Origin of the sequence: Amycolatopsis sp. NPDC023774, from assembly GCF_040639695.1 — a bacterium.
Classification (GTDB): domain Bacteria; phylum Actinomycetota; class Actinomycetes; order Mycobacteriales; family Pseudonocardiaceae; genus Amycolatopsis.
In genome coordinates this window covers 19,180-43,532 of record NZ_JBFAAJ010000036.1, presented here as the reverse complement: position 1 = coordinate 43,532, position 24,353 = coordinate 19,180, and the positions used below count along the sequence as shown (strand labels likewise).

21 protein-coding genes and 1 pseudogene are annotated in these 24,353 nt (G+C 70.7%); 9 read left to right on the top strand and 13 right to left on the bottom strand.

The genetic code is table 11. The features are described from left to right. Window positions 1–21 precede the first annotated feature (21 nt). From AB0F91_RS40610 to AB0F91_RS40595, 4 genes are all read left to right on the top strand, one after another. A complete protein-coding gene (locus tag AB0F91_RS40610; RefSeq protein ID WP_360606729.1) occupies window positions 22–2,145 on the top strand; it encodes an ATP-binding domain-containing protein in 2,124 nt (707 codons plus the stop codon). 683 nt (window positions 2,146–2,828) lie between these two features. Then, window positions 2,829–3,824, top strand: a complete 996-nt coding sequence (locus AB0F91_RS40605; RefSeq protein ID WP_360606727.1) for an LLM class flavin-dependent oxidoreductase — start codon at window positions 2,829–2,831, stop codon at window positions 3,822–3,824. 163 nt (window positions 3,825–3,987) lie between these two features. Next, window positions 3,988–4,692: a hypothetical protein gene (locus AB0F91_RS40600; protein ID WP_360606725.1), complete on the top strand. Its 705-nt coding sequence runs from the start codon at window positions 3,988–3,990 to the stop codon at window positions 4,690–4,692. Further along, window positions 4,693–5,079 (top strand): GntR family transcriptional regulator, encoded by a 387-nt coding sequence (locus AB0F91_RS40595; protein ID WP_360606723.1) that lies wholly within the window; start codon window positions 4,693–4,695, stop codon window positions 5,077–5,079. Between the two features lie 148 nt (window positions 5,080–5,227). Here AB0F91_RS40595 and AB0F91_RS40590 read toward each other — a convergent pair whose 3' ends face one another. The 3 genes from AB0F91_RS40590 to AB0F91_RS40580 all read right to left on the bottom strand — a co-directional run bounded on the left by AB0F91_RS40590 (window position 5,228) and on the right by AB0F91_RS40580 (window position 10,560). After that, complete coding sequence (locus tag AB0F91_RS40590; protein ID WP_360606721.1) at window positions 5,228–6,025, bottom strand: arginase family protein; 798 nt, start codon at window positions 6,023–6,025, stop codon at window positions 5,228–5,230. Window positions 6,026–6,146: 121 nt separating this feature from the next. Next, on the bottom strand, window positions 6,147–9,524 hold the full coding sequence (locus AB0F91_RS40585; RefSeq protein ID WP_360606719.1) for a pyruvate carboxylase: 3,378 nt from the start codon (window positions 9,522–9,524) through the stop codon (window positions 6,147–6,149). Window positions 9,525–9,666: 142 nt separating this feature from the next. Beyond that, the gene (locus AB0F91_RS40580; protein WP_360606717.1) at window positions 9,667–10,560 is read right to left on the bottom strand and encodes a S8 family peptidase; all 894 of its coding nucleotides are present in this window, start codon (window positions 10,558–10,560) and stop codon (window positions 9,667–9,669) included. A 177-nt stretch (window positions 10,561–10,737) separates the two neighbouring features. Between AB0F91_RS40580 and AB0F91_RS40575 the strand changes: the two genes are divergently transcribed. Then, a complete protein-coding gene (locus tag AB0F91_RS40575; RefSeq protein ID WP_360606715.1) occupies window positions 10,738–11,061 on the top strand; it encodes a DUF4288 domain-containing protein in 324 nt (107 codons plus the stop codon). Here the strand turns inward: AB0F91_RS40575 and AB0F91_RS40570 are convergent. Beyond that, window positions 11,058–12,275 carry an erythromycin esterase family protein gene (locus AB0F91_RS40570; protein WP_360606713.1) on the bottom strand — a complete coding sequence of 406 codons (1,218 nt, stop codon included), beginning with the start codon at window positions 12,273–12,275 and terminating at the stop codon, window positions 11,058–11,060. The two genes, AB0F91_RS40575 and AB0F91_RS40570, sit on opposite strands and share 4 nt — an antisense overlap. A gap of 31 nt (window positions 12,276–12,306) precedes the next feature. Here AB0F91_RS40570 and AB0F91_RS40565 point away from each other — a divergent pair, with 31 nt between their 5' ends. After that, complete coding sequence (locus AB0F91_RS40565; protein WP_360606711.1) at window positions 12,307–12,945, top strand: TetR/AcrR family transcriptional regulator; 639 nt, start codon at window positions 12,307–12,309, stop codon at window positions 12,943–12,945. 697 nt (window positions 12,946–13,642) lie between these two features. On the opposite strand, the gene AB0F91_RS40560 is transcribed toward AB0F91_RS40565, so the two are convergent. From AB0F91_RS40560 to AB0F91_RS40550, 3 genes are all read right to left on the bottom strand, one after another. Further along, window positions 13,643–14,227, bottom strand: coding sequence for a GNAT family N-acetyltransferase (locus AB0F91_RS40560; protein ID WP_360606709.1), 585 nt, complete (start codon window positions 14,225–14,227; stop codon window positions 13,643–13,645). 158 nt (window positions 14,228–14,385) lie between these two features. Beyond that, window positions 14,386–16,539: an ATP-dependent DNA helicase RecG gene (gene recG, locus AB0F91_RS40555; protein ID WP_360606708.1), complete on the bottom strand. Its 2,154-nt coding sequence runs from the start codon at window positions 16,537–16,539 to the stop codon at window positions 14,386–14,388. Window positions 16,540–16,541: 2 nt separating this feature from the next. Further along, a complete protein-coding gene (locus tag AB0F91_RS40550) occupies window positions 16,542–18,137 on the bottom strand; it encodes a DAK2 domain-containing protein (protein WP_360606706.1) in 1,596 nt (531 codons plus the stop codon). A gap of 133 nt (window positions 18,138–18,270) precedes the next feature. Here AB0F91_RS40550 and rpmB point away from each other — a divergent pair, with 133 nt between their 5' ends. Continuing rightward, window positions 18,271–18,462 carry a 50S ribosomal protein L28 gene (gene rpmB / locus AB0F91_RS40545; protein WP_091623274.1) on the top strand — a complete coding sequence of 64 codons (192 nt, stop codon included), beginning with the start codon at window positions 18,271–18,273 and terminating at the stop codon, window positions 18,460–18,462. 72 nt (window positions 18,463–18,534) lie between these two features. Here the strand turns inward: rpmB and AB0F91_RS40540 are convergent, their stop codons facing one another. From AB0F91_RS40540 to AB0F91_RS40520, 5 genes are all read right to left on the bottom strand, one after another. Further along, complete coding sequence (locus tag AB0F91_RS40540) at window positions 18,535–19,326, bottom strand: alpha/beta hydrolase (RefSeq protein WP_360606704.1); 792 nt, start codon at window positions 19,324–19,326, stop codon at window positions 18,535–18,537. Window positions 19,327–19,390: 64 nt separating this feature from the next. After that, the gene (locus AB0F91_RS40535) at window positions 19,391–20,068 is read right to left on the bottom strand and encodes a uracil-DNA glycosylase (RefSeq protein ID WP_360606702.1); all 678 of its coding nucleotides are present in this window, start codon (window positions 20,066–20,068) and stop codon (window positions 19,391–19,393) included. Between the two features lie 31 nt (window positions 20,069–20,099). After that, window positions 20,100–20,630 (bottom strand): gamma carbonic anhydrase family protein, encoded by a 531-nt coding sequence (locus AB0F91_RS40530; protein WP_360606700.1) that lies wholly within the window; start codon window positions 20,628–20,630, stop codon window positions 20,100–20,102. Between the two features lie 16 nt (window positions 20,631–20,646). Continuing rightward, window positions 20,647–21,120 (bottom strand): GNAT family N-acetyltransferase, encoded by a 474-nt coding sequence (locus tag AB0F91_RS40525; RefSeq protein WP_360606698.1) that lies wholly within the window; start codon window positions 21,118–21,120, stop codon window positions 20,647–20,649. Window positions 21,121–21,130: 10 nt separating this feature from the next. Further along, a complete protein-coding gene (locus AB0F91_RS40520) occupies window positions 21,131–22,093 on the bottom strand; it encodes a thiamine-phosphate kinase (protein WP_360606696.1) in 963 nt (320 codons plus the stop codon). A 138-nt stretch (window positions 22,094–22,231) separates the two neighbouring features. Here AB0F91_RS40520 and AB0F91_RS40515 point away from each other — a divergent pair, with 138 nt between their 5' ends. Both AB0F91_RS40515 and AB0F91_RS40510 read left to right on the top strand, forming a co-directional pair. Next, window positions 22,232–22,465 carry an Lrp/AsnC ligand binding domain-containing protein gene (locus AB0F91_RS40515; protein ID WP_285969653.1) on the top strand — a complete coding sequence of 78 codons (234 nt, stop codon included), beginning with the start codon at window positions 22,232–22,234 and terminating at the stop codon, window positions 22,463–22,465. A gap of 19 nt (window positions 22,466–22,484) precedes the next feature. Next, window positions 22,485–23,030: a DUF3515 domain-containing protein gene (locus tag AB0F91_RS40510; RefSeq protein WP_360606693.1), complete on the top strand. Its 546-nt coding sequence runs from the start codon at window positions 22,485–22,487 to the stop codon at window positions 23,028–23,030. On the opposite strand, the pseudogene AB0F91_RS40505 reads toward AB0F91_RS40510, so the two are convergent. Then, window positions 23,011–24,192, bottom strand: a pseudogene (locus AB0F91_RS40505) (MFS transporter); the annotation flags it as partial. The gene AB0F91_RS40510 and the pseudogene AB0F91_RS40505 sit on opposite strands and share 20 nt — an antisense overlap. Window positions 24,193–24,353: the final 161 nt, after the last annotated feature.

Sequence of the window (24,353 nt, the reverse complement as noted above, 5' to 3'; positions counted from 1 at the left end):
CGAGTCGTTTAGGAGCATTGCGTGTCGGAACCCCGGGTGAGACGGGCGGAGATCGCCGTCGAGCAGGCCCACGTGGATCGGGTCTACACCCGGCTCGCCGAGCTGCGGGTACAGGCCGAGGCGATGCGCACGAAGGGCTACGAGCTGGGGCAAGGCGCCCAGCGCGAGGCGATTTTCGAACAGGCCTCGATGCTTTTCGAGCGCGACATGATGGTCTTCCACGCCAACCAGACCCTCCAGACGCTCGACGCCGAGTACGAGGGCCTCGTGTTCGGCCGCCTCGACCACCTCGACCGCGACCACATCTACGTCGGTCGCCTCGGCATCCGCGACAACGAGTTCGACAACCTCGTCACCGACTGGCGCGCACCCGCCGCCGCGGCGTTCTACCAGGCCACGGCCGAGGAGCCGATGGACGTGGTGCGCCGCCGCGTCATCCGCTGTTCCGGCCAGCACGTGCTCGACGTCGACGACGACGTGCTCATCCCCGACGCCGTCCCCGAGGACATGCAGGTGGTCGGCGAGGGCGCGCTGATGGCCGCGCTCGGCCGTTCCCGCGGCGAGAAGATGCGCGACATCGTCGCCACGATCCAGAAGGAACAGGACGAGGTGATCCGCGCGCCGTGGCGCGGGGTCACCGAGATCACGGGCGGTCCGGGCACGGGCAAGACAGCCGTCGCCCTGCACCGCGCCGCATATCTGCTCTATCGCCACCGCCGCCAGCTCGGGGGCGCCGGCGTGCTCGTGATCGGGCCGTCCGGGGTGTTCACCACGTACATCTCGCGGGTGTTGCCGTCGATGGGCGAGACGAACGTGGAGCTGCGCGCCCTCGGCGAGGTGCTCGACGGCCTCGCCGCCACGCGCCAGGACACCTCCGAGCTCGCCGCGATCAAGGGCTCGCTGCGCATGCGGAAGGTGCTGTTGCGCGCGCTGCGCGACACACCGCCGGAATCGCCGCAGGAGATGCGCATCGTCTACCGCGGCGAGGTGCTCAAGCTCTCGGCACGCGAGCTGGAGAAGGTGCGCCGCAAGGCCCACACCCAGGGCGCCCCGCCCAACCGCGCGCGCGTGCGCACGGCCGAGCTGCTGCTGGGCGCGCTCGCCGACAAGGCCGAGGAGTACGCGAAGGCCGACGGCAAGCAGCTCGACCGCGCGGAGCTGATCAACGACCTCGGCGAGCGCATCGAGTTCCACCGCTTCCTCGTCGTCTGGTGGCCGGTCCTGTACCCCGCGCAGATCCTCAAGTGGCTCGGCGACGAGAAGCGTCTCGCCGCGGCCGCGAAGGGCGTGCTCAACCGCCACGAGATCTCCCTCCTCGCCGCCGACTTCGCCGACCGTTCGCGCGGCTGGTCCGTCGCCGACGTCGCCCTGCTCGACGAGCTGCGCGTCCTCGTCGGCCCCGAGCCCAAGCGGCGCCGGCGCCAGACCGTCCTCGAGGCCGAGCCCGAGCGCGGCACGACCGGCGGCGGCACCCACCGGCCCGAGCACTACGACGAGTACTCCCACGTCGTCGTCGACGAGTCCCAGGACCTGTCCCCCATGCAGTGGCGCATGGTCGGCCGCCGCGGCAAGTACGCCAGCTGGACCGTCGTCGGCGACCCCGTCCAGAGCTCCTGGCCCGACCCCGACGAGGCCGCGGCCGCCCGCGACCAGGCCTTCGGTGTGAAGACCACCCGCCGCCGTTTCACGCTGCGCACCAACTACCGCAACTCCGCGGAGATCTTCGACCTCGCCGCGAAGGTCGTCACCGGCCACGCCCGGGCCGACGAGCTCCCCCGCGCCGTCCGCACCACCGGCGTCGAACCCGAGGTCCGCCCCGTCGAGACCGGTGCCCTGGAAGGCGCGACGCAGGCCGCGGTGAAGGAACTCCTCGGCTCCGTCGAAGGCACCGTGGGCGTCATCACGGCCATGGACCGCGTCCCCGAGGTCACCGCCTGGTTCACCGACGAGCCCGACGAACGCCTCAAGGTCGTCGGCAGCCTCGACTCCAAGGGCCTCGAATACGACGCCGTCGTCCTCGTCGAGCCCATGGACCTCGTCACCGAGTCCTCCACCGGCCGCCGGGTCCTCTACGTCGCCCTCACCCGGGCGACCCAGCACCTCATCGTCCTGGCCTCCAACCCGGACTGGCTGCCCACCACCTGACCCTCCGCCGGTCGCCGCTCAGCGGCGACACCCCGACTGGCTCGACATCTCCCGCCTTAGCCACCTGACCCGGCCCGTCGCTCTCAACAGCGACGCACCATCTGGCTCGACATCTCCGGCCTTGGCCATGTGACCGAGTCGACCGCACTCCCGGGGCCCCGCCCGCTCGCGCTCCCAGGCCCCGCGAGCACTGGCCGGGCCACGCCTGGGCCTCGGCCGGGGCGAGCCGGCGCCGGTTCGCCGCTGATCGGCGACACCCGCGCGGCCCGGACGCCGAATGGCCTCGCGCCCGCCCAAGGCTCGCACCCCATGGCCCGACCGTGAGGCTGGCCACAAGCAGGCCACGTCCCACGTGCCCCGAATCGTCCGCGCCCGCACCGTGTCTCCGGGGTCGCATACCCCGGCGGCTTGCGCGGCTCGGATTCGCCACTGATCGGCTATAGCCTCGCTTGCCGCGGCAACCAAGACATGCACCACCGAACCCGGCACTCCGACCGAGGCCACGCAGCCGAGTTGACCGCGGCCGCAAGCCCGGCCCGACCCGACCGCGGATTCGCCGCCGAGTGGCGAAACCGTGGCCACCCGGCAGCCGACCGTCGATGTGTCCGATCTCGACCGAACGCCGACCACCCGAGCTTGACTCGCCGGGAAGGGAACAGCCGTCCTGTGCGTTACCGCTCAACGTGAGCTCTCTGCCTGACGTCCCGCTGTCCGTGCTCGACCTCTCCCCCGTCTCGGACGGGCACGGGGTCGGCGAAGCACTGCGCAACACCATCGATCTCGCCCGTCACGCCGAGCGGCTGGGGTACCGCCGCTACTGGCTCGCCGAGCACCACAACATGCCGGGCATCGCCAGCTCGGCGACGGCGGTGCTGATCGGGACCGTCGCCGACGCCACGGAGTCGATCCGCGTAGGGTCCGGCGGCATCATGCTGCCCAACCACGCGCCGCTCGTGGTGGCCGAGCAGTTCGGCACGCTGGAGGCGCTGCACCCGAACCGCATCGACCTCGGCATCGGGCGCGCGCCCGGCACCGACCAGCGCACGGCGCTCGCGCTGCGCGGCCCCGGCGGGCTGTCCGCCGAGAACTTCCCCGAGCAGCTGATGGAGCTGCTCGAATACTTCGAGCACGACCCGGCACGCGGCGTCAACGCCGTGACCGCCGAGGGCAACAAGCCGCCGTTGTGGCTGTTGGGCTCGTCCGGCTTCAGCGCGCAGCTGGCCGGCCGCCTCGGTGTGCCCTTCTCCTTCGCGCACCACTTCGCGGCCGAGAACACGCTGCCGGCCGTGCAGCTCTACCGGGAGAACTTCCGCCCGTCCGAGACGCTGGCCGAGCCGTACGTGATGCTCGGCGTGTCCGTGGTCGCCGCGGAGACCGACGAGCGCGCGCAGTTCCTGGCCGGCCCCAGCGGGCTGACGTTCCTCAGCCTGCGCCGCGGCCGCCCCATCGCGTTGCCGACGCCCGAGGAAGCCGCCGAGTACCCGTACACGGAGATGGACCGCGCGTTCCTCGCCGACCGGTTCGGCTCGAGCATCATCGGCTCGCCCGAGACCGTCCGAAAGGGACTCGACCAGCTCCTCGCCGACACAGGCGCCGACGAGCTCATGGTCACCACCATGGTCCACGGGCACGAAGACCGCGTGCGCTCCTACGAGATCGTGGCGGACCTCAAGAACTGACGGCACACAGAAGAGAGATCCCGGCCCGGATGGCCGGGATTTTTCTTTTCCGTTCCCCTGAACGAGTTCCGCGTCGCCACCCAGTGGCAACGGGGACCGGCGTTGTGCACGGCATTCTTGCATCTTGTACCATGAACTTAATACAAGGCAGGGAGACCACGCCATGCACCTCGACTCCGCGGTCGGCGTCGCGATCGTTTGCGGCCCGCTCGGCCTGGCCATCCTGTTCGTGCTCTGGCCGGGCCAACGCCAGGGCGCACCACTGCTCGCCAAATGGGATTTACCCGACGCGACACCGGACCAGGTTTCCGTGGCCGTGCTCCACCTGCGGCGGCGCAGATTCTGGTATCTGTGGCTTTTCGTGGGCCTCCCGTTCATCCCTGGCGCGGCCGATTTCGCGAACGCCATGACCGTGCTCCTCCTCGGAGGGTTGGTCGCCGAAGTGCTCGCGCAACGCCCATCACCGAGCGCGCGGCGTGAAGCCGTGCTGGCGCCGCGCGGAATCTTCGACTTCGCGCCGCTGTGGGCGATCATCGTCACTGCGCTGGCCGCGCTCGCCGCCGCGATCCACCTCGCCGTGATCGGCGAATGGACGTTGTTCGGCATCACCGTCGCGGCCACCGCCGTCGCGTGGGGCGTGGTTCTCCTCGCCGTCCGGCGGCCGGCCGCGGGGGATCCCGACGTCGACCTCGCGCTGCGTTGCCGCAGCGCACGCGTAGCGCTCGGTCTCGCCACCGGCATGTGCGCCACGACCGCCTGGCCCGGCGGCAACCTCCCGTCGTTCCTGGCGTTCGTCGTTACGCTCGCCGCGTTCATCGCGATCGCCACGCCGCCGCGGAAACTGCCCGCGACCGCGGCGGCGAAGTAGATGCCGTTGCGAGTGACCGTCGACGCCGACACCGGCGTCGCGCCCTGGCGTCAGGTCCACGACCAGATCGTCCGCGCGATCGGCACCGGCGCACTGCCGGCCCACGCCCGGCTACCGCCGATCCGTCAGCTCGCCCGAGACCTCGGGCTCGCCTCCGGCACGATCGCCCGCGTCTACCGCGAACTCGAGGCCGCCGGCTGGGTGACCACGGCTCGGGCAAGGGGAACAGTCGTCACCCGCTCGGCCAAGCGGCCGGACCGCTCGTCACTGCTCCGCGACTCTGCAACCGAGTACGCCCAGCGCGTCCGGGAGCTGGGTGTCGATCCGAAGGAAGCCATCGACGCCGTGCGTGCAGCCCTCAGCGACACTTCGCGGGACCAGCAGTGATCCCCGATCCCCGGCCGGCGAACAGTTCGCCATTTCGCAGACCAGCTCCGGTACGGCTCGGGCACACCTCCTTCTGGCCGTACACACTCGTGGTCGCGCACCGAGGCGAATACCACCGCGGAAGCGGAGTTCGCCTAGGCAAACGGGTTCAGTCCTGCAGCAGCACCCTCCCCACCGCGGCGATCACGGGCTCGAGAACCTCGAGCTCCGTGCCCACGCACTCCGTGATCCCCGCGCCGATGACGTCCATTTCGGACAGTGCATCGATCGCTCGGACAAGCTCACTGACCGTCAGCCCACCGGGCTCCGGGTAGTTGACGCCGCCGAACGACGCCGGGTCCAGCACGTCGAGGTCTAGGTGCAAGTACACCTGCTCGGCGCCGGACTCGCGCAGCGTCGCGACGGCATTGTCGGTGCGCACAGCCAAACCCCGGCCGATGGCCTCTTCCTCCGGGGCGTCGAAAGCCCGCGTTCCGAACAAGGCCACCCGGCCGGCTTCGACAGCCGGGCTCGCCGCGAACTGCTCGTCGCCTTCACCGAGCAGCGACCGCAGCACCATGCCGTGGAACGCGCCCGAAGGTGACGACGACGCCGTGTTCAGGTCCGGATGCGCGTCGAACCAGGCGACGCCAAGCGCAGGACCGTAGCGATACCGCGCGACGCCGATCGGCACGAGCTCGACTCCGCAGTCGCCGCCGATCGTCAGGACCGGGCCGCCGGGTGCTTCGAGCGCGGCGAGTTGCGCCCCTCGGTTGGTGCCGGTGAGCACGGCCCGGTTGGCGACACCCGACACCGCGTCGGAGGTTTCGGGGTCCTGGTGGATGTGGTGCACCGGCAGGCCGAGGACGTGCCCGGCCAGTTCCGAAAGCGCGAGGCAGCCCTCGACCAGTCCCCGTGCCCGGGGGCCGATTGCGCCCTGCCACTGCGGCACCGCGTTGATCAGCATGCGCCCGACGTTAGCGCGGCGACGCCGGTCGAGACGAGCCCGAAACGGCGCGAACGGTCCATTCGCGCCTTGATGGCATGAATGGACCGTTCGCGACGGTCGAAACTGGCGCCGCGGCGCGCTATTCGAGCACGATGAGGAGGTCCCCGCCCTCGACCTGCTGAACGGAGGTGATCGCCAACCGACCGACCTTGCCCGCCGCCGACGCGGTGATCGAAGCTTCCATCTTCATGGCCTCGATCGTCGCCACGGTCGCGCCGGCCGCGACCTGATCGCCTTCCGCCACCTGCAGCGTCACCACACCCGCGAACGGAGCCGCGATCTGCTTCGGGTTGCCCTTCTCGGCCTTTTCGGTCGCCGGGATGTCCGAGGCGATGGAGCGGTCGCGGATCTGGATCGGCCGCAGCTGGCCGTTGAGCGTCGACATCACGGTGCGCACACCGCGCTCGTCGGCCTCACCGATGGCTTCCAGTTCGATGAGCAGCCGGACGCCGGGCTCGAGGTCGACCGAGTACTCCTCACCCGGGCGCAGACCGTAGAAGAAGTCCTTGCTGGACAGCACACTCGTGTCGCCGTAGGCCTCGCGGTGCGCTTCGAACTCCTTCGTCGGGCCGGGGAAGAGCAGCCGGTTCAGGGCGCGTCGCCGGTTGTCGGTGAGGTCCTTGCGGTCCTCTTCGGACAGTTCCGCCACGGGCTTGGCCGCCGAACGGCCCTCCAGAGCCTTGGTGCGGAACGGCTCCGGCCAGCCGCCCGGCGGGTCACCGAGCTCGCCGCGCAGGAAGCCGATCACGGAGTCCGGGATGTCGAACTTGTTGGGCTCGGCCTCGAAGTCTGCGGGTGAGACGCCGGCGCCCACCAGGTGCAGTGCCAGGTCGCCGACCACCTTGGACGAAGGCGTGACCTTCACGAGGTGGCCGAGGATCTTGTCGGCCGCGGCGTACATGGCCTCGATGTCCTCGAAGCGGTCGCCAAGGCCCAGCGCGATGGCCTGCGTGCGCAGGTTGGAGAGCTGGCCGCCCGGGATTTCGTGGTGGTACACGCGCCCGGTGGGCGACGCGAGGCCGGCCTCGAACGGCGCGTAGATCTTGCGCACGCTCTCCCAGTAGGGCTCGAGGTCGCCGATCGCCTGCAGGTCGAGGCCCGTGGTGCGGTCGGAGTGGTCGGTCGCCGCGACGATCGAGCCGAGCGACGGCTGCGAGGTGGTGCCGGCCATGGACGACACGGCGCCGTCGACCGCGTCCGCGCCCGCCTGGATGGCGGCGAGGTAGGTGGCCAGCTGGCCGCCCGCGGTGTCGTGCGTGTGGATGTGCACGGGGAGGTCGAACTCCCTGCGCAGCGCCGTCACGAGCTTCGCGGCGGCCGGCGCGCGGAGCAGGCCCGCCATGTCCTTGATGGCCAGGATGTGCGCCCCGGCGCCCACGATCTGCTCGGCCAGCTTGAGGTAATAGTCGAGCGTGTAGAGATTTTCGTTCGGATCGGACAGATCGGAGGTGTAGCAGAGCGCCACTTCGGCGACTGCGGTGCCGGTTTCGCGCACGGCTTCAATGGCCGGCCGCATCTGCTCGACGTCGTTGAGGGCGTCGAAAATGCGGAAGATGTCGATGCCCGTAGCGGTCGCCTCTTGGATGAACGCGTGCGTCACCTCGGTGGGATACGGCGTGTAGCCCACGGTGTTGCGGCCGCGCAGCAACATCTGCAGGCAGATGTTGGGCACGGCCTCGCGCAGCTGCTCAAGGCGCTCCCACGGGTCCTCGGCCAGGAAGCGCAGGGCGACGTCGTAGGTGGCGCCGCCCCAGCACTCGAGGGACAGCAGCTGTGGCACAGTCGCGGCGACGACCGGGGCCACGGCCAGCAGGTCCTTCGTGCGCACGCGCGTGGCGAGCAAGGACTGGTGGGCGTCGCGGAAGGTCGTGTCGGTGACGCCGAGCATCGGCGACTGTCGCAGCCAGCGGGCGAAGCCGGCCGGGCCGAGCTCGGTGAGCTTCTGCTTCGAGCCGTCCGGCGGGGTCACGTCGGCGGGCAGCTTCGGCAGCTTCGCCGTCGCGTCGAGGGTGCGCGGGCGCTCGCCGTGGGGGCGGTTCACCGTCTGGTCGGCCAGGTAGGTGAGCAGGCGCGTGCCGCGGTCCGCCGAGTGGCGGGCGGTGAGCAAATGCGGGCGTTCCTCGATGAACGACGTGGTGACGCGGCCTTCGCGGAAGTCCGGGTCGTCGAGCACCGCCTGGAGGAACGGGATGTTCGTGGAGACACCGCGGATGCGGAACTCCGCGACGGCGCGGCGGGCGCGGCCCACTGCGGTCTTGAAGTCGCGGCCGCGACAGGTGAGCTTCACGAGCAGCGAGTCGAAGTGGGCGCTGATTTCCGTGCCGGAGAACGCGGTGCCGCCGTCGAGCCGGATGCCGGAACCGCCCGGCGAGCGGTAGGCGCTGATCATGCCGGTGTCGGGGCGGAAGCCGTTGGCCGGGTCTTCCGTGGTGATGCGGCACTGCAGCGCGGCGCCGCGCAGGTAGATCTTGTCCTGCGAGAGGCCGAGATCGGCCAGCGTCTCGCCGGAGGCGATGCGCAGCTGGGACTGCACGAGGTCGACATCGGTGACCTCCTCGGTCACCGTGTGCTCCACCTGGATCCGCGGGTTCATCTCGATGAACACGTGGTTGCCCTCGCGGTCGAGCAGGAACTCGACGGTGCCGGCGTTGTGGTAGCCGATCTGGCGCGCGAAGCGCACGGCGTCGGCGCAGATGCGGTCGCGCAGCTCGGGGTCGAGGTTCGGCGCGGGCGCGAGCTCGATCACCTTCTGGTGGCGGCGCTGCACGGAGCAGTCGCGCTCGTAGAGGTGGATGACGTTGCCCTCGCCGTCGGCGAGGATCTGCACCTCGATGTGCCGCGGCTCGACCACGGCCTTCTCGAGGAACACCGTCGGGTCGCCGAACGCCGATTCCGCCTCGCGGGCCGCGGCTTCGATCGACTCGCGCAGCATCGCCGGGTCCTCGACGCGCCGCATGCCGCGGCCGCCACCGCCGGCGACGGCCTTGACGAACACCGGGAAACCGAGGTCTTCGGCCGCGGCCACCAGGACGTCGACGTCGCTGGAGGGCTCGGACGAACCCAGCACCGGCACACCGGCCTCGCGCGCGGCCTTCACGGCGCGTGCCTTGTTGCCCGTGAGCTCGAGGATTTCGGCACTCGGGCCGACAAAAGTGATTCCCGCCTGCTCACAGGCGAGCGCCAGGTCCGGATTTTCCGACAGGAAGCCATAACCCGGGTAGACCGCGTCGGCACCCGCCTTCTTGGCGGCCTTGACGATCTCCTCGACGGAGAGATAGGCGCGCACCGGGTGACCGGGCTCCCCGATCTCGTAGGCCTCGTCGGCCTTCAGCCGATGGAGCGAGTTGCGGTCTTCGTGCGGGAACACGGCAACCGTGCCCGCCCCCAGTTCGTAGCCTGCGCGGAACGCTCGGATCGCGATCTCACCGCGGTTGGCCACCAGCACCTTGCGGAACATGCCCGGTCCTTCCCGTTTCGGATCGGTAGTGAAGGCACGTTACCCGGTTCTTCTCGCCCTCCGGGAGCTGAAGTCCAAGTGATGGACATCATGCGCGCCGACCTGCGTGCATGATGCGGGGATCTCAGGCTCGCCGCAACAGTCAGGACGTCGGCGGGGCCAAGGTGCAAAGGAGTCGGTTGGCTGTGCCGGACGGCACGTTTTTCAGCACGTCCGGGGTCGCTGCCTGCACCAACGCCCTGGTGACGTCGGCCGGCGGGGCATCCGGGTGCAGGGATCGGTACACGGCGGCGGCGCCCGCGACGATGGCCGCGGCCATCGACGTGCCCGATAACGTGCCGACGTTCGACGAACCCGCGATCGGCGCCGGAATGTCGACGCCCGGCGCGTAGAGGTCGACGGGCGTCCCAAAATCCGAGAAAGTCGCCACCTGGTCCTGCACATCACTCGCCGCGACGGTGAGCGCGGCCGGGACCCTCGCCGGCGAAACCTCGCTGTCGTCTTCGCCACCTTCGCCCGCTGGAACGACGGTGGGCATCACCGCGGCGAGGCCGGCGACCGCGTTGTCGAGCTGCTCGTTGGCCACGCCACCGATGCCGAGCACGGCGACGGCTGGCTGGTGGGCGTTCTGAGCGACCCAGTTGATGCCCGCGATGATGTTGTCGGTGGACCCGCCGCCGGCCTTGTCGAGTACACGGACCGGGAAGATCTGCGCGGCCTTGGCGACGCCGTAGCTGCGGCCGGCGACGATGCCGGCGACGCGGGTGCCGTGGCCGTTGGTGTCGGAGGTGTCGGTGCCGGTCGTCAGGAAGTCCTTGCCCGGCTGGACGCGGCCCTGGAAGTCGGGATGCTTGGCGTCGACACCGCTGTCGATGACGTAGACCGTGACGTCGGCGGCGTCGGATTCGTAGCGGTACTTCTGGTCGAGGCCCGTCCGTTGATCGATCCGGTCGAGCGCCCAGCTCGGGGGGTTGGCCTGCGTGCCGCCGGCCGCGAATGCGACCGAGTTCCCGGCCGCCACCAGCAGGAACGCCATTGTCGCCGAAAAAAGACCACGAGCCGTCCGGTTCCACATTCGTGCGTCGTATCCCGGGCGCGCGCCGACGGCAACTCGACGTCACACGATGGGCTGGTCCGTGTTTGGGTGTGAAAAACCGGTTGCCCGTTCGCCGGTGCCCGGCCAAAGTGATCATGAGACCAGCCCGGGGGAACGATGAGCGACAACGCGTATGTGGCCGTTGTCCTCTACGAGGCAAAGAGCGATTCGCCCACTTACGAACCGCTGTACCGCGAAGACTTCGTGCTCGTGTACGCCGAGAGCGAAGAAGCCGCCCGCGAAGCCGTGGCCCGGCGCGGCGAAGGCGAGACGGGCAGCCACCGCAATGAGCAAGGCGAGCTGATCACGTTGCGCTGCAAGCAGGTGGTCGGCGTCGCGCGCGCCCTCGAGGACGACCTCACGCGCGACGCCGACCTGTACGCCCGGCACTTCGGCGATTTCGCCGCCTATCGGCGATTCGAACCGCTGATGGCGAACTAGACCTTGTTCACGTGGTCACTGACCGACATCGTCGGCAGGTAGACCAGGGCGTCGAAGGCCTGGACGACGTCGACCTGGGTGAACATGTGGGCGTGGCGCATGCTCGTCGGGCCCGCCACGCCCTTCGCGCGGTTGGCACGCAGGTCGACGAGGCAGGCGTCGGAGCCGGCGAAGGTGGCTTCGACGCTGTTGTCGGCCGGCGGCGGTAGCTCTTCGGCGTGGACGCGGAAACCGAGGCGTTCGCCCTCGTCCGGGGTGAGGCCGCTGGTGGTCCCGGTGCCGGCAGTGACGCCGAGGGCGAAGTAGTCGTCGCCGAACTCGGCGGCCAGGTGCGTGCCGGCCGACGGGAAGATCATGCCTGGCGCCGCGGCGAAGGGGACGCGCTGGAGGTGTCCGTTGTGGACCATCACGACGATCTTCGCGCCTTCGCCGTGTAGCCGGCGAAGCAGCTTCACGGTCGACGCCATGTAGGCGTCGCGGGAAGAACTCTGCATCGGCGGCGCGACGCCCGCCATCATCGCCGCCAGTTCGCGCAGGTACATGTCGATGCGCAGGGCGCCGAGGGCGTGGTGCTCGGCGATGGCGTGAGTGTCCCGGTCGCGCCGCTGCGAGTAAACGGGTGCCAGCGATTTGAGGTGGGACAGCAGGGCAGTGAAGGCCGCCGTTGCGGCGTCGCGCGCGGGGGCGGCCATCGCCGCGTAGCGGCCAGGGGCGACGGCGCTGCTGACGGACGCGTAGGGCTCCGAAGCGGTGAGGCCGGCCTCGACCAGCGAGACGACGTCGGGGGCGACGTCCTCGAGGTAGCGCTGCACGGCCTTCAGCGCGGGCACGGGTGAGCCGCCGGAGCTCGGGACGTCGAGACCTGCGTAGCGGACGCCGCCGTGGCCGCGGAGCCAGGTGAGCATGTCGTGCGCCTCGGGTGAGTCGCCGAGGGAGAAGGTGAAGCCGTCTCGCCCGATTTCGGCGACGTCACCGGGAGCCCCGCGCAGCCAACCGTCGACAAGCTCGCCCTCGGCGAACCCCGACTCGAACCCGAGCACGGTGAAGCCGCGTTCCTCGACGAGGTGGCGCAGCAGCCGGTTGCGGAGCTCGCCGAACTCGCGGATGTGGTGGTTGTTCTCCCCGATCGCGACGATGCGCGCGTCTCCGACCAGGTCGGCGATCAGCGAGACGTCTTCGGGCGAGAAGGACGTGCGGAAGTCGAGATCTGGCATACTGGGCACACTAACGCAACTGGAGTCGCACTTGGCAAGCGAATTGGCCGGAACCCGCCGACCGGGTGGTCGCACCGAGCGCACGCGCCTCGCCGTGCTGCAGGCGACGCTCGACCTGCTCGCGGAACGGGGCTTCACGAACCTGACGGTGGATGCGGTCGCGGACCGCTCGGGCGTGCACAAGACCACGATCTACCGCCGCTGGGAGTCGACGGACGGGCTCGTGGCCGCCGCGCTGCGCATGGGCACCGAACAGCCGTGGACGGCGCCCGACACCGGCTCGCTGGCGGGCGACCTGGCGGAGACGCTGCTGGAACTCGTGCAGTACTTCACCGAGCCCGGCCTGCGCGAGCTGCCGACGGCGTCGGTGCTGGCGGCCTTCCACTCCCCGCGGGCGGCGGAGGCGCTGCACGGGTTCTACGAGGACCGGCACGGGCGCTCGGCCGTGATGGTCACGCGGGCGATCGCCCGGGGCGAGGTGCCGGCCGGGACAGATGCGGCGGAGGTGGTGAGAATGGCGAGCGGGCCGATCTTCTACCGGCTGTTCATCTCGCGGGAGCCGGTGACAGCGGCCGACGCGCGGGTGGCGGCGGAGGCTGCGGCGGCGGCGGCGCGGGCTGGGGTGTTTGTGCGGGATCCGACGGGCGAACGCGCAGCGCTGGAGTCTTGACCTCTCGCGGCGGAGGCCGGCGCGGCGGCGCAGGCCGGATCTCGCGCGGGAAACGGCGGGTGGGGCGCACGGAATAGGAGCTTGGCCTCTGGCCGCAAAGACTGCTGCTTCGGAGGCGCGGCTGAGGCGTTGGTGCGCGAATCGGCGAGCGAAGGCGCGGGAACAAGGGCGTGGCTACTGGCGGCGCAGGCCGCGGCGGAGGCACAGGCTGGGGATTTTGGCGCGCGACTCGGCGGGCGGGCGCGCGCCGCGCGGGGCTGAGGCGCTCGGGCCGGAATCGACAGCCGGAAACACACCGCACGGAGCAGAGACCCTCGGGCCGGAATCGACAGCCGGAAACACACCGCACGGAGCAGAGGCGCTCGGGCCGGAATCGACAGCCGGAAACACGCCGCACGGAGCAGAGACCCTCGGGCCGGAATCGACAGCCGGAAGCAAGGAATTAGGGGCTTGACCTCTGTACGCGGAGGCCGCGGCGGACGAGGCACCGGCTGGGTTTCGTGAGGGAGTCGGCGGGGCGCGAAAGTACGGCTCGACCTCGGTGTCGCCGGTGAGTGGCGACGAGTTGTGGGCCGACCAGAACCCGCGCCGGACGTGGACCCCGAGCTGGTCGAGGTGGTGAGGCCGGTGTGGCTGTTCGTGCGGGCGTTGAAGGCCTGGCCAGGGTGAAGGTGATCGCCGTCGAGAGGCGAAGGGGTCAGCCGCGGGGAGAGGTGCGGTAGCGGACTTCCTCGATGGTGACCGTGCCGTTCGCGAGGGATTCGACCTTGGTGCGGCCGTCGATGGTCCAGCCAGTGCGTTCGTAGAAGGCGCGGGCGCGGGTGTTGCGAGCGAGGACCCAGAGGGTGGCGGTGGAGAAGTCAGTCGCCAGGGCGGTGAGGGCCTCGGCGTGGAGGGCGCGGCCGTAGCCCTGGCTCCAGAACTCGGGCAGCAGGTAGATCGCAGCGAGTTCGCCGGTGCCGGGGGTGGCATCGTCGTCGTCGCTGGGGCTGGAGGCGGCGAAGCCCGCGATGGTGCCGTCGGGGGTTTCGGCGACGAGCACGGTGTGGCGGGGCGCCGAGGCGGCCAGGCGTTCCGCCCAGACGGGTTCGCGGCGGGACGCCGAGAGGCCGGCAAGGAAGTCGGCAGGGAGAAGGCCGGCGTAGGCGGCCTGCCAGGAGCCGACGTGGACGCGGGCGATGCCGGGAGCGTCCCCGACGACGGCCAGGCGGACGGTGGCAGCCGAGCCAGCAGTGGTCGCCAGGCGTGAAGCAGCCGCAGCAACAGAGCCCGAAGCAGGCACAGAGCCGGCGTCAGCCGAACGGCCCGAAGCAGGCACAGCGTTGGAGGCGGAATCAGCCGAACGGCCTGAAGGCTCCGAAGCAGGCACTAAGCCAGCGCCCGAACGTGAACGTGAGCCAGAACCACCGGCAGCGGTACGACCCGACGGTTCCGAAGCAGTCAACTCTTCTCCAAGTACTCCGCGCGTTCCATGTCCACCACATCGGACACCATCTGGGCGAGACCAGGGTACGAAGAGAGCGTCGGGTCGCGCACCACGATTTCCTGGGCCTGGGCGCGCGCCTCGGTGATCACGTCTTCGTCGCGCAGAAGCGAAAGCAGCTTCAAGCCCGAGCGTTTCCCGGACTGGGCGGCGCCGAGGATGTCACCCTCGCGGCGGAGTTCGAGGTCCAGGCGGGAGAGTTCGAAGCCGTCGGTGGTGGACTCGACGGCGGCGAGACGTTCGCGAGTCGACGTGCCGTCCAACGTCTCCGTCACCAGCAGGCACAGGCCCGGCACGCTGCCCCGGCCGACGCGGCCGCGCAGCTGGTGCAGCTGGCTCACGCCGAAGCGGTCGGCGTCGAGGATGACCATCGCGGTGGCGTTGGGGACGTTCACGCCGACCTCGACGACGGTGGTCGCCACGAGGACGTCGATCTGGCCGGCGCCGAAGGCCTGCATCACGGCGTCCTTCTCGTCCGCGGGCATGCGGCCGTGCAATGCCGCGACGCGAAGGCCCTTCAACGGCCCGCCCGCCAGCTCCGGCGCCACGTCCAGTACGGCGAGCGGCGGGCGCTTGTCGCTCTTGTCCGACGGGGGCTCGTCGCCGATGCGCGGGCACACGACGTACGCCTGGTGGCCCTTCGAGACCTCCTCGCGCACGCGCTCCCACGCCCGGTCGAGCCACGCGGGTTTCTCGGCCACCGGCACCACGGTCGTCTTGATCGGCGAGCGCCCGACGGGCATCTCGCGCAGCGCGGACGTCTCCAGGTCGCCGTAGACAGTCATCGCGACCGTGCGTGGAATGGGCGTCGCGGTCATCACCAGCACGTGCGGCGACGTGGAGTCCGAACCGCGCGAACGCAGGGCGTCGCGCTGCTCCACGCCGAACCGGTGCTGCTCGTCGACCACCACGAATCCGAGGTCGGCGAACTGCACCGTGTCCTGGATCAGCGCGTGCGTGCCGACGACGATCCCCGCCTCGCCGCTCACGGTCTCCAGCAGCGACTTCTTGCGTTCCTTCGCGCCCATCGAGCCGGTGATCAACGTGACGCGCGTGGCCTTCTCCGCGGCCCCCAGCTCCCCCGCCATGCCGAGCTCGCCGAGCATCTCCCGCAGCGAACGCGCGTGCTGTGCCGCCAGGACCTCCGTGGGCGCGAGCATCGCCGACTGTCGCCCCGAATCGACGATCTGCAGCATCGCCCGCAGCGCGACCACGGTCTTGCCCGAACCCACTTCGCCCTGCAGCAGGCGGTTCATCGGGTGCTCGGTCGCCAGGTCCGCCGCGATCTCGTCGCCGATCGCGCGCTGGCCGGCGGTGAGGTCGAACGGCAGGCGCTTGTCGAACGCGTCGAGCAGCCCGCCGTCGGTGTGCGGGCTGGCCTTCGCCGGGCGCGACACCGCGGAATGGCGCCGCTGGGCGAAAATCAGCTGCACCGCCAGCGCCTCGTCCCACTTGAGGCGGTGGCGCGAGGTCTCCAGATGCGCCCAGTCCTCGGGCCGGTGGATGCCGCGCAACGCCCGTTCGAGACCGGGCAGACCGTGCTGCTTCAGCACGTCGGCCGGCATCGGGTCGGCGTCGACCTCCAGCACGTCGAGGACTTGCCGCACGCACTTCGCGATCGACCACGTCGGCATGCCCTGCGCCGCCGGGTAGACGGGGATGATCTCGGCCAGGAAGTTGTCGACGGCCTCGGCTTCGCGTTCGGCGTCGAGCAGCTCGTACTCCGGGTTGGCCAGCTGCAGGGTGTCACGGAACGCTGTGACCTTGCCCGCGAACAGGCCGGTCTTGCCCGGCGCCAGTTCCTTCTCGCGCCACGCCTGGTTGAAGAACGCGCAGGCCAGCCGGCGTTTCCCGTCGGTGATGACCATGTCGAGGATCGTGCCGCTGCGCGACTTCATGCGGCGCTTGCTGATCTTCTCGATCCGCGCCAGCACGGTCGCGTGTTCGCCCAGCTCCAGGCCGGCGATGTCGGTGAGCTCGCCGCGCTCGGCGTAGCGGCGCGGGTAGTGGCGCAGCAGGTCGGAGACGGTCTCGATGTCGAGCGCACCCGACAGCGCTTTCGCCGTCTTCGCGCCCAGCAGCAGCGGCAGCTTTTCGCGCAGCCCGGCCATTTCTATTCGACCCCCATCAGCAGCACGGCTCCGGCCTGGCCACTGGCATAACTCGTCAACTCCACTTCGGGGTGCTCCAGCCGCAGCTGCTCGGCGAGCTCCGCGGTCACGCCCGGCGGGGCGACAGCCCCGCTCAGCACGGTGACCAGCTCGCCGCCGAGCGTCAGCATCCGGTTGAGCACGCTCATCGCGGCCGCGACGAGGTTCGTCTCCGAGGCCGGCGCCGGTTCGATCAGCACCACCTCGTCGTCGACCAGGCCGATCACGTCGCCGGACTGGGCCCGGCCCACCCAGGTTAGCGACTCCTCGCCCGCGATCCGCACCTCGCCACGCCTGGTCGCCGCGGCGGCCTCGGCCATGGCGACGACGTCGTCGTTCACGCGCCGGCTCTCGTCGTGCACGGCGAGCGCGGCCAGCACCTGCACCGGCGACGTGCAGGGGATCACCACGATGTCGCGGTCGCCCACCATCGCGTGGCCCGCCGCCGCGTCGGCCGCGGCCGTGAGATCGAGGCCGCCCGGCAGCACTGTCACGTGCCGGCCCGCGGCCTCATTGAACAGCCCGATCATGTCCTCGACGCCGGGTTTCGCGCCGTCCGGCACGGCCAGCACGGCCACGCCCTCGGCCCGCAGCAGCTCGGCCAGCCCCCCGCCGTGGACCACGGCCACCACCGACCGGTCCTGCCCGCCGCCCGGCTCGATCGGCGTCGGTGTGAGCAGCGGTTCGACGCGGATGCGGCGCGGGCGGCCCAGCTGCAGCCCCGCCTCGATGGCCGCGCCGATGTCGGCGCAGTGGACGTGCACGGCGTGGCTGCCCGCACCGTCGCCGGCCACCGTCACGCTGTCGCCGAAGCCGCTCAGCTCCTTGCGCAACGCCGGCAGCCGCGCCTCCTCGACGCCGTCCAGCAGGTACATGACCTCCCACGCGTACGGCGCGGACTCGGCAACCGCAGGCGCCTCGACGGGGGCCGCGAGCTCATGCTCGGGGTCGGTGGCGGTGCCGCTGATCACGCCGGCCAGCGCGTCGAGCACGGCGACGAGCCCGCGCCCTCCAGCGTCGACGACCCCCGCTTTCGCGAGGGCCGGCAGCTGCTTGGGCGTCTCCTCCAACGCGGCCGCGGCGGCCGCGGCGACGGTGGCTGCGACGTCGGCCAGCGGACGTGTGTCCCCGTGCACAGCCGCAGCCGCGGAGTGCAGGACGGTCAGCATCGTCCCGGCGACGGGCCGGCTCACCGCGCCCGTCGCGATCCGGTCGGCGTGCGCCAGCGCGGCCGCGAGACCGGCGCCGTCGAGGTCGCCGCCGTCGGCCGCCCAGTCGGCGATACCCCGCACGACCTGGGAGATGATCACGCCGGAGTTGCCGCGCGCGGCGGCCACGGCGCCCTTCGCCAGCACGGTCAGCGCCTCGGCCACGTCGGACGGCTCCAGCGCGCCCAACGCGTCGCGCGCGCCCGTCATGGTGTGCAGCAGGTTCGAACCAGTGTCGGAGTCCGCGACGGGGTACACGTTGATGCCGTTGATCGCCGGGCGCAGCACCGCCAGGCTGCGCACGCACGCCGCCGACCAGGCCGACACCGCCACCACGTCCAGCACCCGCACCCCGTAACCTCCTCGCTGGTTCCCGCGAGCGTATCGACCCCGCGGCGACCCGCCCGAGACGAGTAGTTACTATGGACGAGTTGCCCAGCTGGTCTGGGCGCCATTCTTTGTCCCATATCCAGAGGAGTTCGACGTGGCTGCCGTGTGCGACGTCTGTGGCAAGGGACCCGGCTTCGGCAAGTCGGTCTCGCACTCCCACCGGCGTACCAACCGCCGGTGGAACCCGAACATCCAGACGGTGCACGCCAAGATCGGCGTGTCCCAGCGCAAGCGCCTCAACGTGTGCACCTCGTGCATCAAGGCCGGCAAGGTCGTCCGAGGTTGAGGTTGCCGGTGCTCGTGTAGAGCGCCTGGCACGACGAAATGGAGAGTGCTCGATGAGCACTCTCCATTTTTGTCACCTCAAGAAGTCGGTCAGCACCGCGCGCAGCGATTCGGGCGCGTTGAGCACGCCGTGGTCCTGCCCGGGGATCGACTCGTAACGCGCGTGCGGCACGGTCTCGGCGACGGCCCGAGCCGCTTCTCCCATCCACACTTCGCCGGCGCCGCCCGACATCACGAGCACGGGGACGGCGACGGCCGCCAGGCGGTCCACGGGCAACTGCGCGCCGGGACCGGTCACGGTGATGTCGTACGGCAGCGTGTGCGCGTAGCCGACGAACCAGTCCCACACGGGCTGGCCCTTCATCGCGGCCACGCCCTCGGCCGGCACCGCGACACCTTCGGTCAGGAAGAGCTCCACAGCGCCGTCGCGGTCGTCGGCGGCGATCAACGCGCTGAGCCGGTCCGCGAGGTCCTCACCAGGTCGTGGCCGCCGACCGTCCACGATGAACGGCGGCTCGTACACGGCCAGCTTCGTGATCGGCAGCCCCCGCGCCGCCGCTTCGAGGGCGAGGATCGCGCCCGAAGAGTGGCCGAACGCGGCCGCCGCGCCCCCGACCGCGTCGATCACAGCCGACAGGTCGTCGAGCTCGCGTTCCACCGAGTACACGTGCGCGTCCCCGCTCTGACCACGGCCTCGCCGATCAACGGCGACGCCCTGGAACCCGGCCTCGGCCAGCACGGCGGCGAGCGCGGCCACGGTCGTCCGGTCGTTCACGGCGCCACCGACGAGCAGCACCGGCGACCCCGTGCCGTAGGTGTCGAACGCGATCGGCGTGCCGTCGGCGGAAGTGACGGTGGTGGTCATGGCTGTCCTCCTGGGTGTCGTTCTCACCTTGGAGGTCGGAGCCGCCGGCCGCGACCGGACGGGCTCAGGGAAGTTTCCACTCCACCGGCGCCGCGCCCTGATCGGCCAGCACCTGGTTCGCGCGGCTGAACGGTCGTGAGCCGAAGAAGCCGTTGTGCGCCGAAAGCGGGCTCGGGTGCGCCGACTCGATGCACGGGATGTCACCCAGCATCGGCCGCAGGTTGCGGGCGTTGCGGCCCCAGAGGATCGCCACCATCGGCTCGTCGCGGCCCGCGAGCGCCTTGATCGCCTGCTCGGTCACCTGCTCCCAGCCCTTGCCCTGGTGGGAGTTCGGTTTGCCGGGCTGCACCGTGAGCGCGCGGTTGAGCAGCAGGATGCCCTGGTCCGCCCACGGGGTCAGGTCGCCGTTGGTCGGCAACGGGTACCCGAGGTCCTCGGCGTACTCCTTGTAGATGTTGACGAGACTCTTCGGCAGCGGCCGCACTTCGGGCGCCACCGAGAAGCTCAGACCGACCGCGTGGCCCGGCGTCGGGTACGGGTCCTGGCCGACGATCAGCACCCGCACGTCGTGGAACGGCTGCTTGAACGCCCGCAGCACGTGCTCACCCGCCGGCAGATACGTGCGACCCGCCGCGATCTCCGCGCGGAGGAACTCCCCCATCGCGCTGACCTGCGGGGCCACGGGCTCGAGGGCCTGCGCCCAGCCGGCTTCGACGATCTCGTGCAGCGGTCGTGCGGTCACGGCCCGCGAGCCTAGCGCGGTGCGAGCGGCGTCACCGTGGCGGGTCGAGCCGCCGCAGCTCTTCGCGGAACCGCGCCCCGCGGCGCACGTACGAATCGACCACCGTGGCGATCTGCTCGGCGGAGAACGACTTGTTCGGCCGCACCTTCGCCGGCACGCCGAGCGCGATCTCGCCCGGGCCCACGAGCGAGTTGTACGACAGCACCGCGCCCGCGCCGACCATCCCGCCGTCCTCGATCACGGTTCCGTTCAGCACCACCGAACCCGACGCGATGAGGCAGCCGGTGCCGATCAGCGCGCCCTCGACGTGCACGGCGTGGCCGATGGCCGACGACGGCCCGAGGATCGTCGGGTGCCGCTTGGTGCAGTGCAAGACGCAGCCGTCCTGGACGTTGGACCGTTCGCCGATCTCGATGTAGCCGTGGTCGCCGCGCAGCACCGTCTGCGGCCACACGGAAGCTCGCGGGCCGATGCGCACGTCGCCGATCACGGTGGCGTCGGGGTGGACGTAGGCGTCCGGGTGGATCGAAGGTTCGAGGTCGCCGAGCGCGTAGATCGCCAAAGCCGTCTCCCGTTGGTCACACGAGGTTCTTGCCGAAACACCGGTTGTCGGCCTCGTCCTTGTACATGCCGAAACCCGGGATCTCCCAGTAGCCCGACGAACGGTAGAGGGCGATCGCCTCCGGCTGTCCGGTGCCCGTCTCCAGCACGGCCCGCAGCCGCCCCGCGGCGACCGCCGTCCGCTCCAGCTCCGCCAGCATCGCGCGCGCGAAACCCTTGCCCCGCGCGGATTCCACGACGTACATCCGCTTCAGCTCCATGTCGCCAGGGCCGAACGCGGGCGCCGGCCCGTCGTGCGCGCGCCACGCGCCGGAGGCCACGGGCACGCCGTCGAGGTAGCCGACGAGGAACAGTCCGCGCGGGGGCGCGAACTGCGAAGGGTCCATCGGCGTCGAGTCTTCGCTGCCGTAGCGGCGCACGTACTCGAGCTGCACTTCCGCCATCAGCTTGGTCGCGTCGGGGTGGTCGTAGGCGACCGCTTGGATCTCCACGGGCGACAGCCTAGTGCTGCTGCCAGTGCTCCCAGCCGCCTTCGTGGCCGTACTCCTTGCCGTCCACGGTCACGCCGGACCCCGGCATGGTCACGGCGCCGATCTTGCGCCAGCCCGCGGGCAGCTCGCCGAACGGAGGGAACGTGGCCGCGAGCGCGTGGTCCTCGCCGCCGGTGAGCACCCAGCGCAGCGGATCGGCGCCGAGCGCGGAGCCGACTTCCTGCAGCCGCGTGGAGATCTCGAGGTCCGCGGTGTGCACGTCGAGCCCGACGTCCGACGCCGTGGCGACGTGCCCGAGGTCGGCGAGCAGCCCGTCGGAGATGTCGATCATCGACGTCGCGCCGGCCAGTGCGGCCTGTGGCCCGGCCGGATACGGCGGTTCCGGGCAGCGCTGGGCGTTCACGACCCCGACCGGCGAACGGAACCCTCGCCGCAGCACGGCCAATCCCGCCGCCGCCCAGCCGAGCCGCCCGCAGACGGCGAGGACGTCGCCGGGCCGCGCACCGGAGCGCGTCACGGGTTCGCGGTCTTCGAGGTCGCCCAGTGCGGTGACACTGATCACGATCTGGTCGGCGCTCACCATGTCGCCGCCGGACACCCCGACGCCGCCGCGGGTCGCCTCGGCCCACATGCCGTTCATGATCTCCGTCACGACCCGGGCAGGAGTGTCCGGTGGACACGCGAAGCCCACGAGCACCGTGGTCGGTTTCGCGCCCATGGCCGCGACGTCCGACAGGTTCACCGCCACGGCCTTGCGCCCCACATGCTCGGGGCTCGACCAGTCGAGGCGGAAGTGCACGCCTTGGACCAGCACGTCCGTGGTCGCCACCACGCGGCCGTCGGGTGCGGCCACCACGGCCGCGTCGTCGCCGGGGCCGAGCAACGTGGTCGCCGGCTGGCGACGCCCGTTGGTGACCGCCTGGATCAGCGCGAACTCGCCCGTCCCGGCCACCGAGCCATCGTCCGGTGACACCGGTCACCTCCTGTTTCTCTCCGTATGCGAAGCCTCGAACACCGACAGTCGGATCCCCTAGGTTTTTCCCGGGGCTGGCGATACCTTGCCTACACCGTTCCTACCTCGACTCGATCGCTACCGACGAAAGGGCACGCCGTGGTCCACGCATACATCCTCATCCAGACTGAGGTCGGCAAGGCGGCCGCGGTGGCGGCGGAGATCTCCGGGGTGCCCGGCGTCACCAGCTCGGAGGATGTCACCGGTCCCTACGACGTCATCGTGCGCGCGACCGCGGACACCGTGGACCAGCTGGGCCAGCTCGTGGTCGCGAAGGTGCAGAACGTGGAAGGCATCACGCGGACCCTGACCTGCCCGGTGGTCCACCTCTGAGACGTGGTGCACTTCGGGGGTGGCAGATTCCGACACCGGCGCACCCCCGCGGATGGTTCTCGTGGTCGCGGCCGTGCTCGTGGTCGCGCTGGCCGTAGTGGTCGCCGTCTTCGCGGTGACGAAGAAAACGGCGCTCAGCGGCGAGGACGCGGCGAACGGACCGCTCCCCCTCGTCGCCGTTCCCGCCCCTCAGGCGACCACGCAGGCGTGCACGACGATCGTCGACGCGCTGCCCGCGACCTTGAAGTCCAACGGCCAGGACCTCGCTCGGCGCACACTCGCCCAGCCCGCGCCGAAGGCCACCGTCGCCTGGGGTGACGGGGACGCGATCGTGCTGCGGTGCGGGCTCGACCGGCCGCCGGAGCTCACCCCCACCGCGCAGCTGCGCGTGGTGAACGGCGTGCAGTGGCTGCAGGTCACCGAAGACGCCGCGGCCACCTGGTACGTGGTGGACCGCGCCGTCTACGTCGCCTTGACCGTCCCCGACTCGGCCGGCACCGGTCCGCTGCAGACGGTGTCGGACACCGTCAACGCGAAGCTGCCGGTCAAACCTCTGACGTTCTGACCGTCCGGGCGGCGATCTCCTCCAGCGAGTCGCCCGTGGTGCGGGGCCCCAGAACGGCGACGTCGACGATCAGCACCACCATCGCGACCGCCACCACGGTGAACATCCTGGTGGCACCCTGCGCCTGCAGGATCGGCAGCAGGATGAACGGCATCGCGGCGGTGGCCAGGCGGGAGAGCGCGTAGGCCGAACCGGCGGCCGTGCCGCGCAGCGACGTCGGGAACAGCTCGCCCTGGTAGGTGTGGAACGCGTTGGAGAACACGTTGCTGGCGGCGGTGTAGCAGAAGCCGAACACCGCGATCGACACGCCGGCCGTCGAGTAGCCGAACCCGAGCCCGAACACGGCCATCGCCGCCGCGCTCACGACGATCAGCCACTTGCGCTCGATCTGTTCGATGACGGGGATCGACAGCGCGGAGCCGATCGGGTAGCCGAGGAACGTGAGCGCGCTGAACGTCAGCGAGTTCACGAGGCCGAACCCCTTGGCGGCCAGCACGATCGGCACGAGCGAGCCGAAGCCGTAGTAGCCGAACGCTTGCAGCAGCTGGAAGATGTAGAGCATCGAGGTGCGCCGCGCCCACGGCTTGCGCAGGAGAGCGGAGAACCGCACGGGTTCCGGTGCGGGCGGTTCGAGCGCGGGTTCCGGGAGCGGGTGCGGCGCCGAGGCTTCGAGCTTGCGCACGATCTCGTCGGCTTCAGCTTCTCGCCCGCGAGCGGCGAGCCAGCGGGGCGACTCCGGCAACGTGAACCGCAGGCCCCACACGACGGCCGCGCCGAGCGCGCCGATCACGAACAGCCAGCGCCAGCCATCGACGCCGAGCGGCGAATGGCCGGCCAGCGCCCGCGCGAGGAACCCGGCGGCGGGCACGCCGCAGAAGCCGAGCGTGTACGCCCACGCGGTGGCGCGGCCGCGGGCGCGCGCGGGCAGCAGGTCGGCGAGGTAGGCGTCCGCGACGGGGAGTTCCGCGCCGATGCCGATGCCGGCGATGAAGCGGCAGACCACGAGCATCCAGACGTCGGTGCTGAACGCGCCGAGCAGCGTGAAAACCGAGTACAGGCCGAGCGTCAGCAGGAAGGCGCGGCGCCGGCCGAGCTGATCGGCGAGCTTGCCGAGGCAGACGGCACCCACGAAGGCCCCGACGAACGCCGACGCGAACTCGGCGGTTGTGGTGCGGTCCTTTTCTGCGGCCGTTCACGTTTTCGAAACAATGGAAACACCAAGTTGTTCCGAGCGACATCATCGGGAAATGACGCGCCGGTGAAATTCTTCGTGATATCCGGCCGGGAATGTAAGGAGGTTTATTTTCTTCTCGTTGTACCCCT

Bases quoted from the DNA above. Each gene is read 5' to 3' on its own strand.
- AB0F91_RS40575 (WP_360606715.1), top strand. From the start codon at position 10,738: ATGAGCGACAACGCGTATGTGGCCGTTGTCCTCTACGAGGCAAAGAGC.
- AB0F91_RS40590 (WP_360606721.1), bottom strand. From the start codon at position 6,025: ATGCTGATCAACGCGGTGCCGCAGTGGCAGGGCGCAATCGGCCCCCGG.
- AB0F91_RS40570 (WP_360606713.1), bottom strand. From the start codon at position 12,275: ATGCCAGATCTCGACTTCCGCACGTCCTTCTCGCCCGAAGACGTCTCG.
- AB0F91_RS40580 (WP_360606717.1), bottom strand. From the start codon at position 10,560: ATGGCGTTCCTGCTGGTGGCGGCCGGGAACTCGGTCGCATTCGCGGCC.
- AB0F91_RS40600 (WP_360606725.1), top strand. From the start codon at position 3,988: ATGCACCTCGACTCCGCGGTCGGCGTCGCGATCGTTTGCGGCCCGCTC.
- AB0F91_RS40540 (WP_360606704.1), bottom strand. From the start codon at position 19,326: ATGACCACCACCGTCACTTCCGCCGACGGCACGCCGATCGCGTTCGAC.
- AB0F91_RS40595 (WP_360606723.1), top strand. From the start codon at position 4,693: ATGCCGTTGCGAGTGACCGTCGACGCCGACACCGGCGTCGCGCCCTGG.
- recG (WP_360606708.1), bottom strand. From the start codon at position 16,539: ATGGCCGGGCTGCGCGAAAAGCTGCCGCTGCTGCTGGGCGCGAAGACG.
- AB0F91_RS40585 (WP_360606719.1), bottom strand. From the start codon at position 9,524: ATGTTCCGCAAGGTGCTGGTGGCCAACCGCGGTGAGATCGCGATCCGA.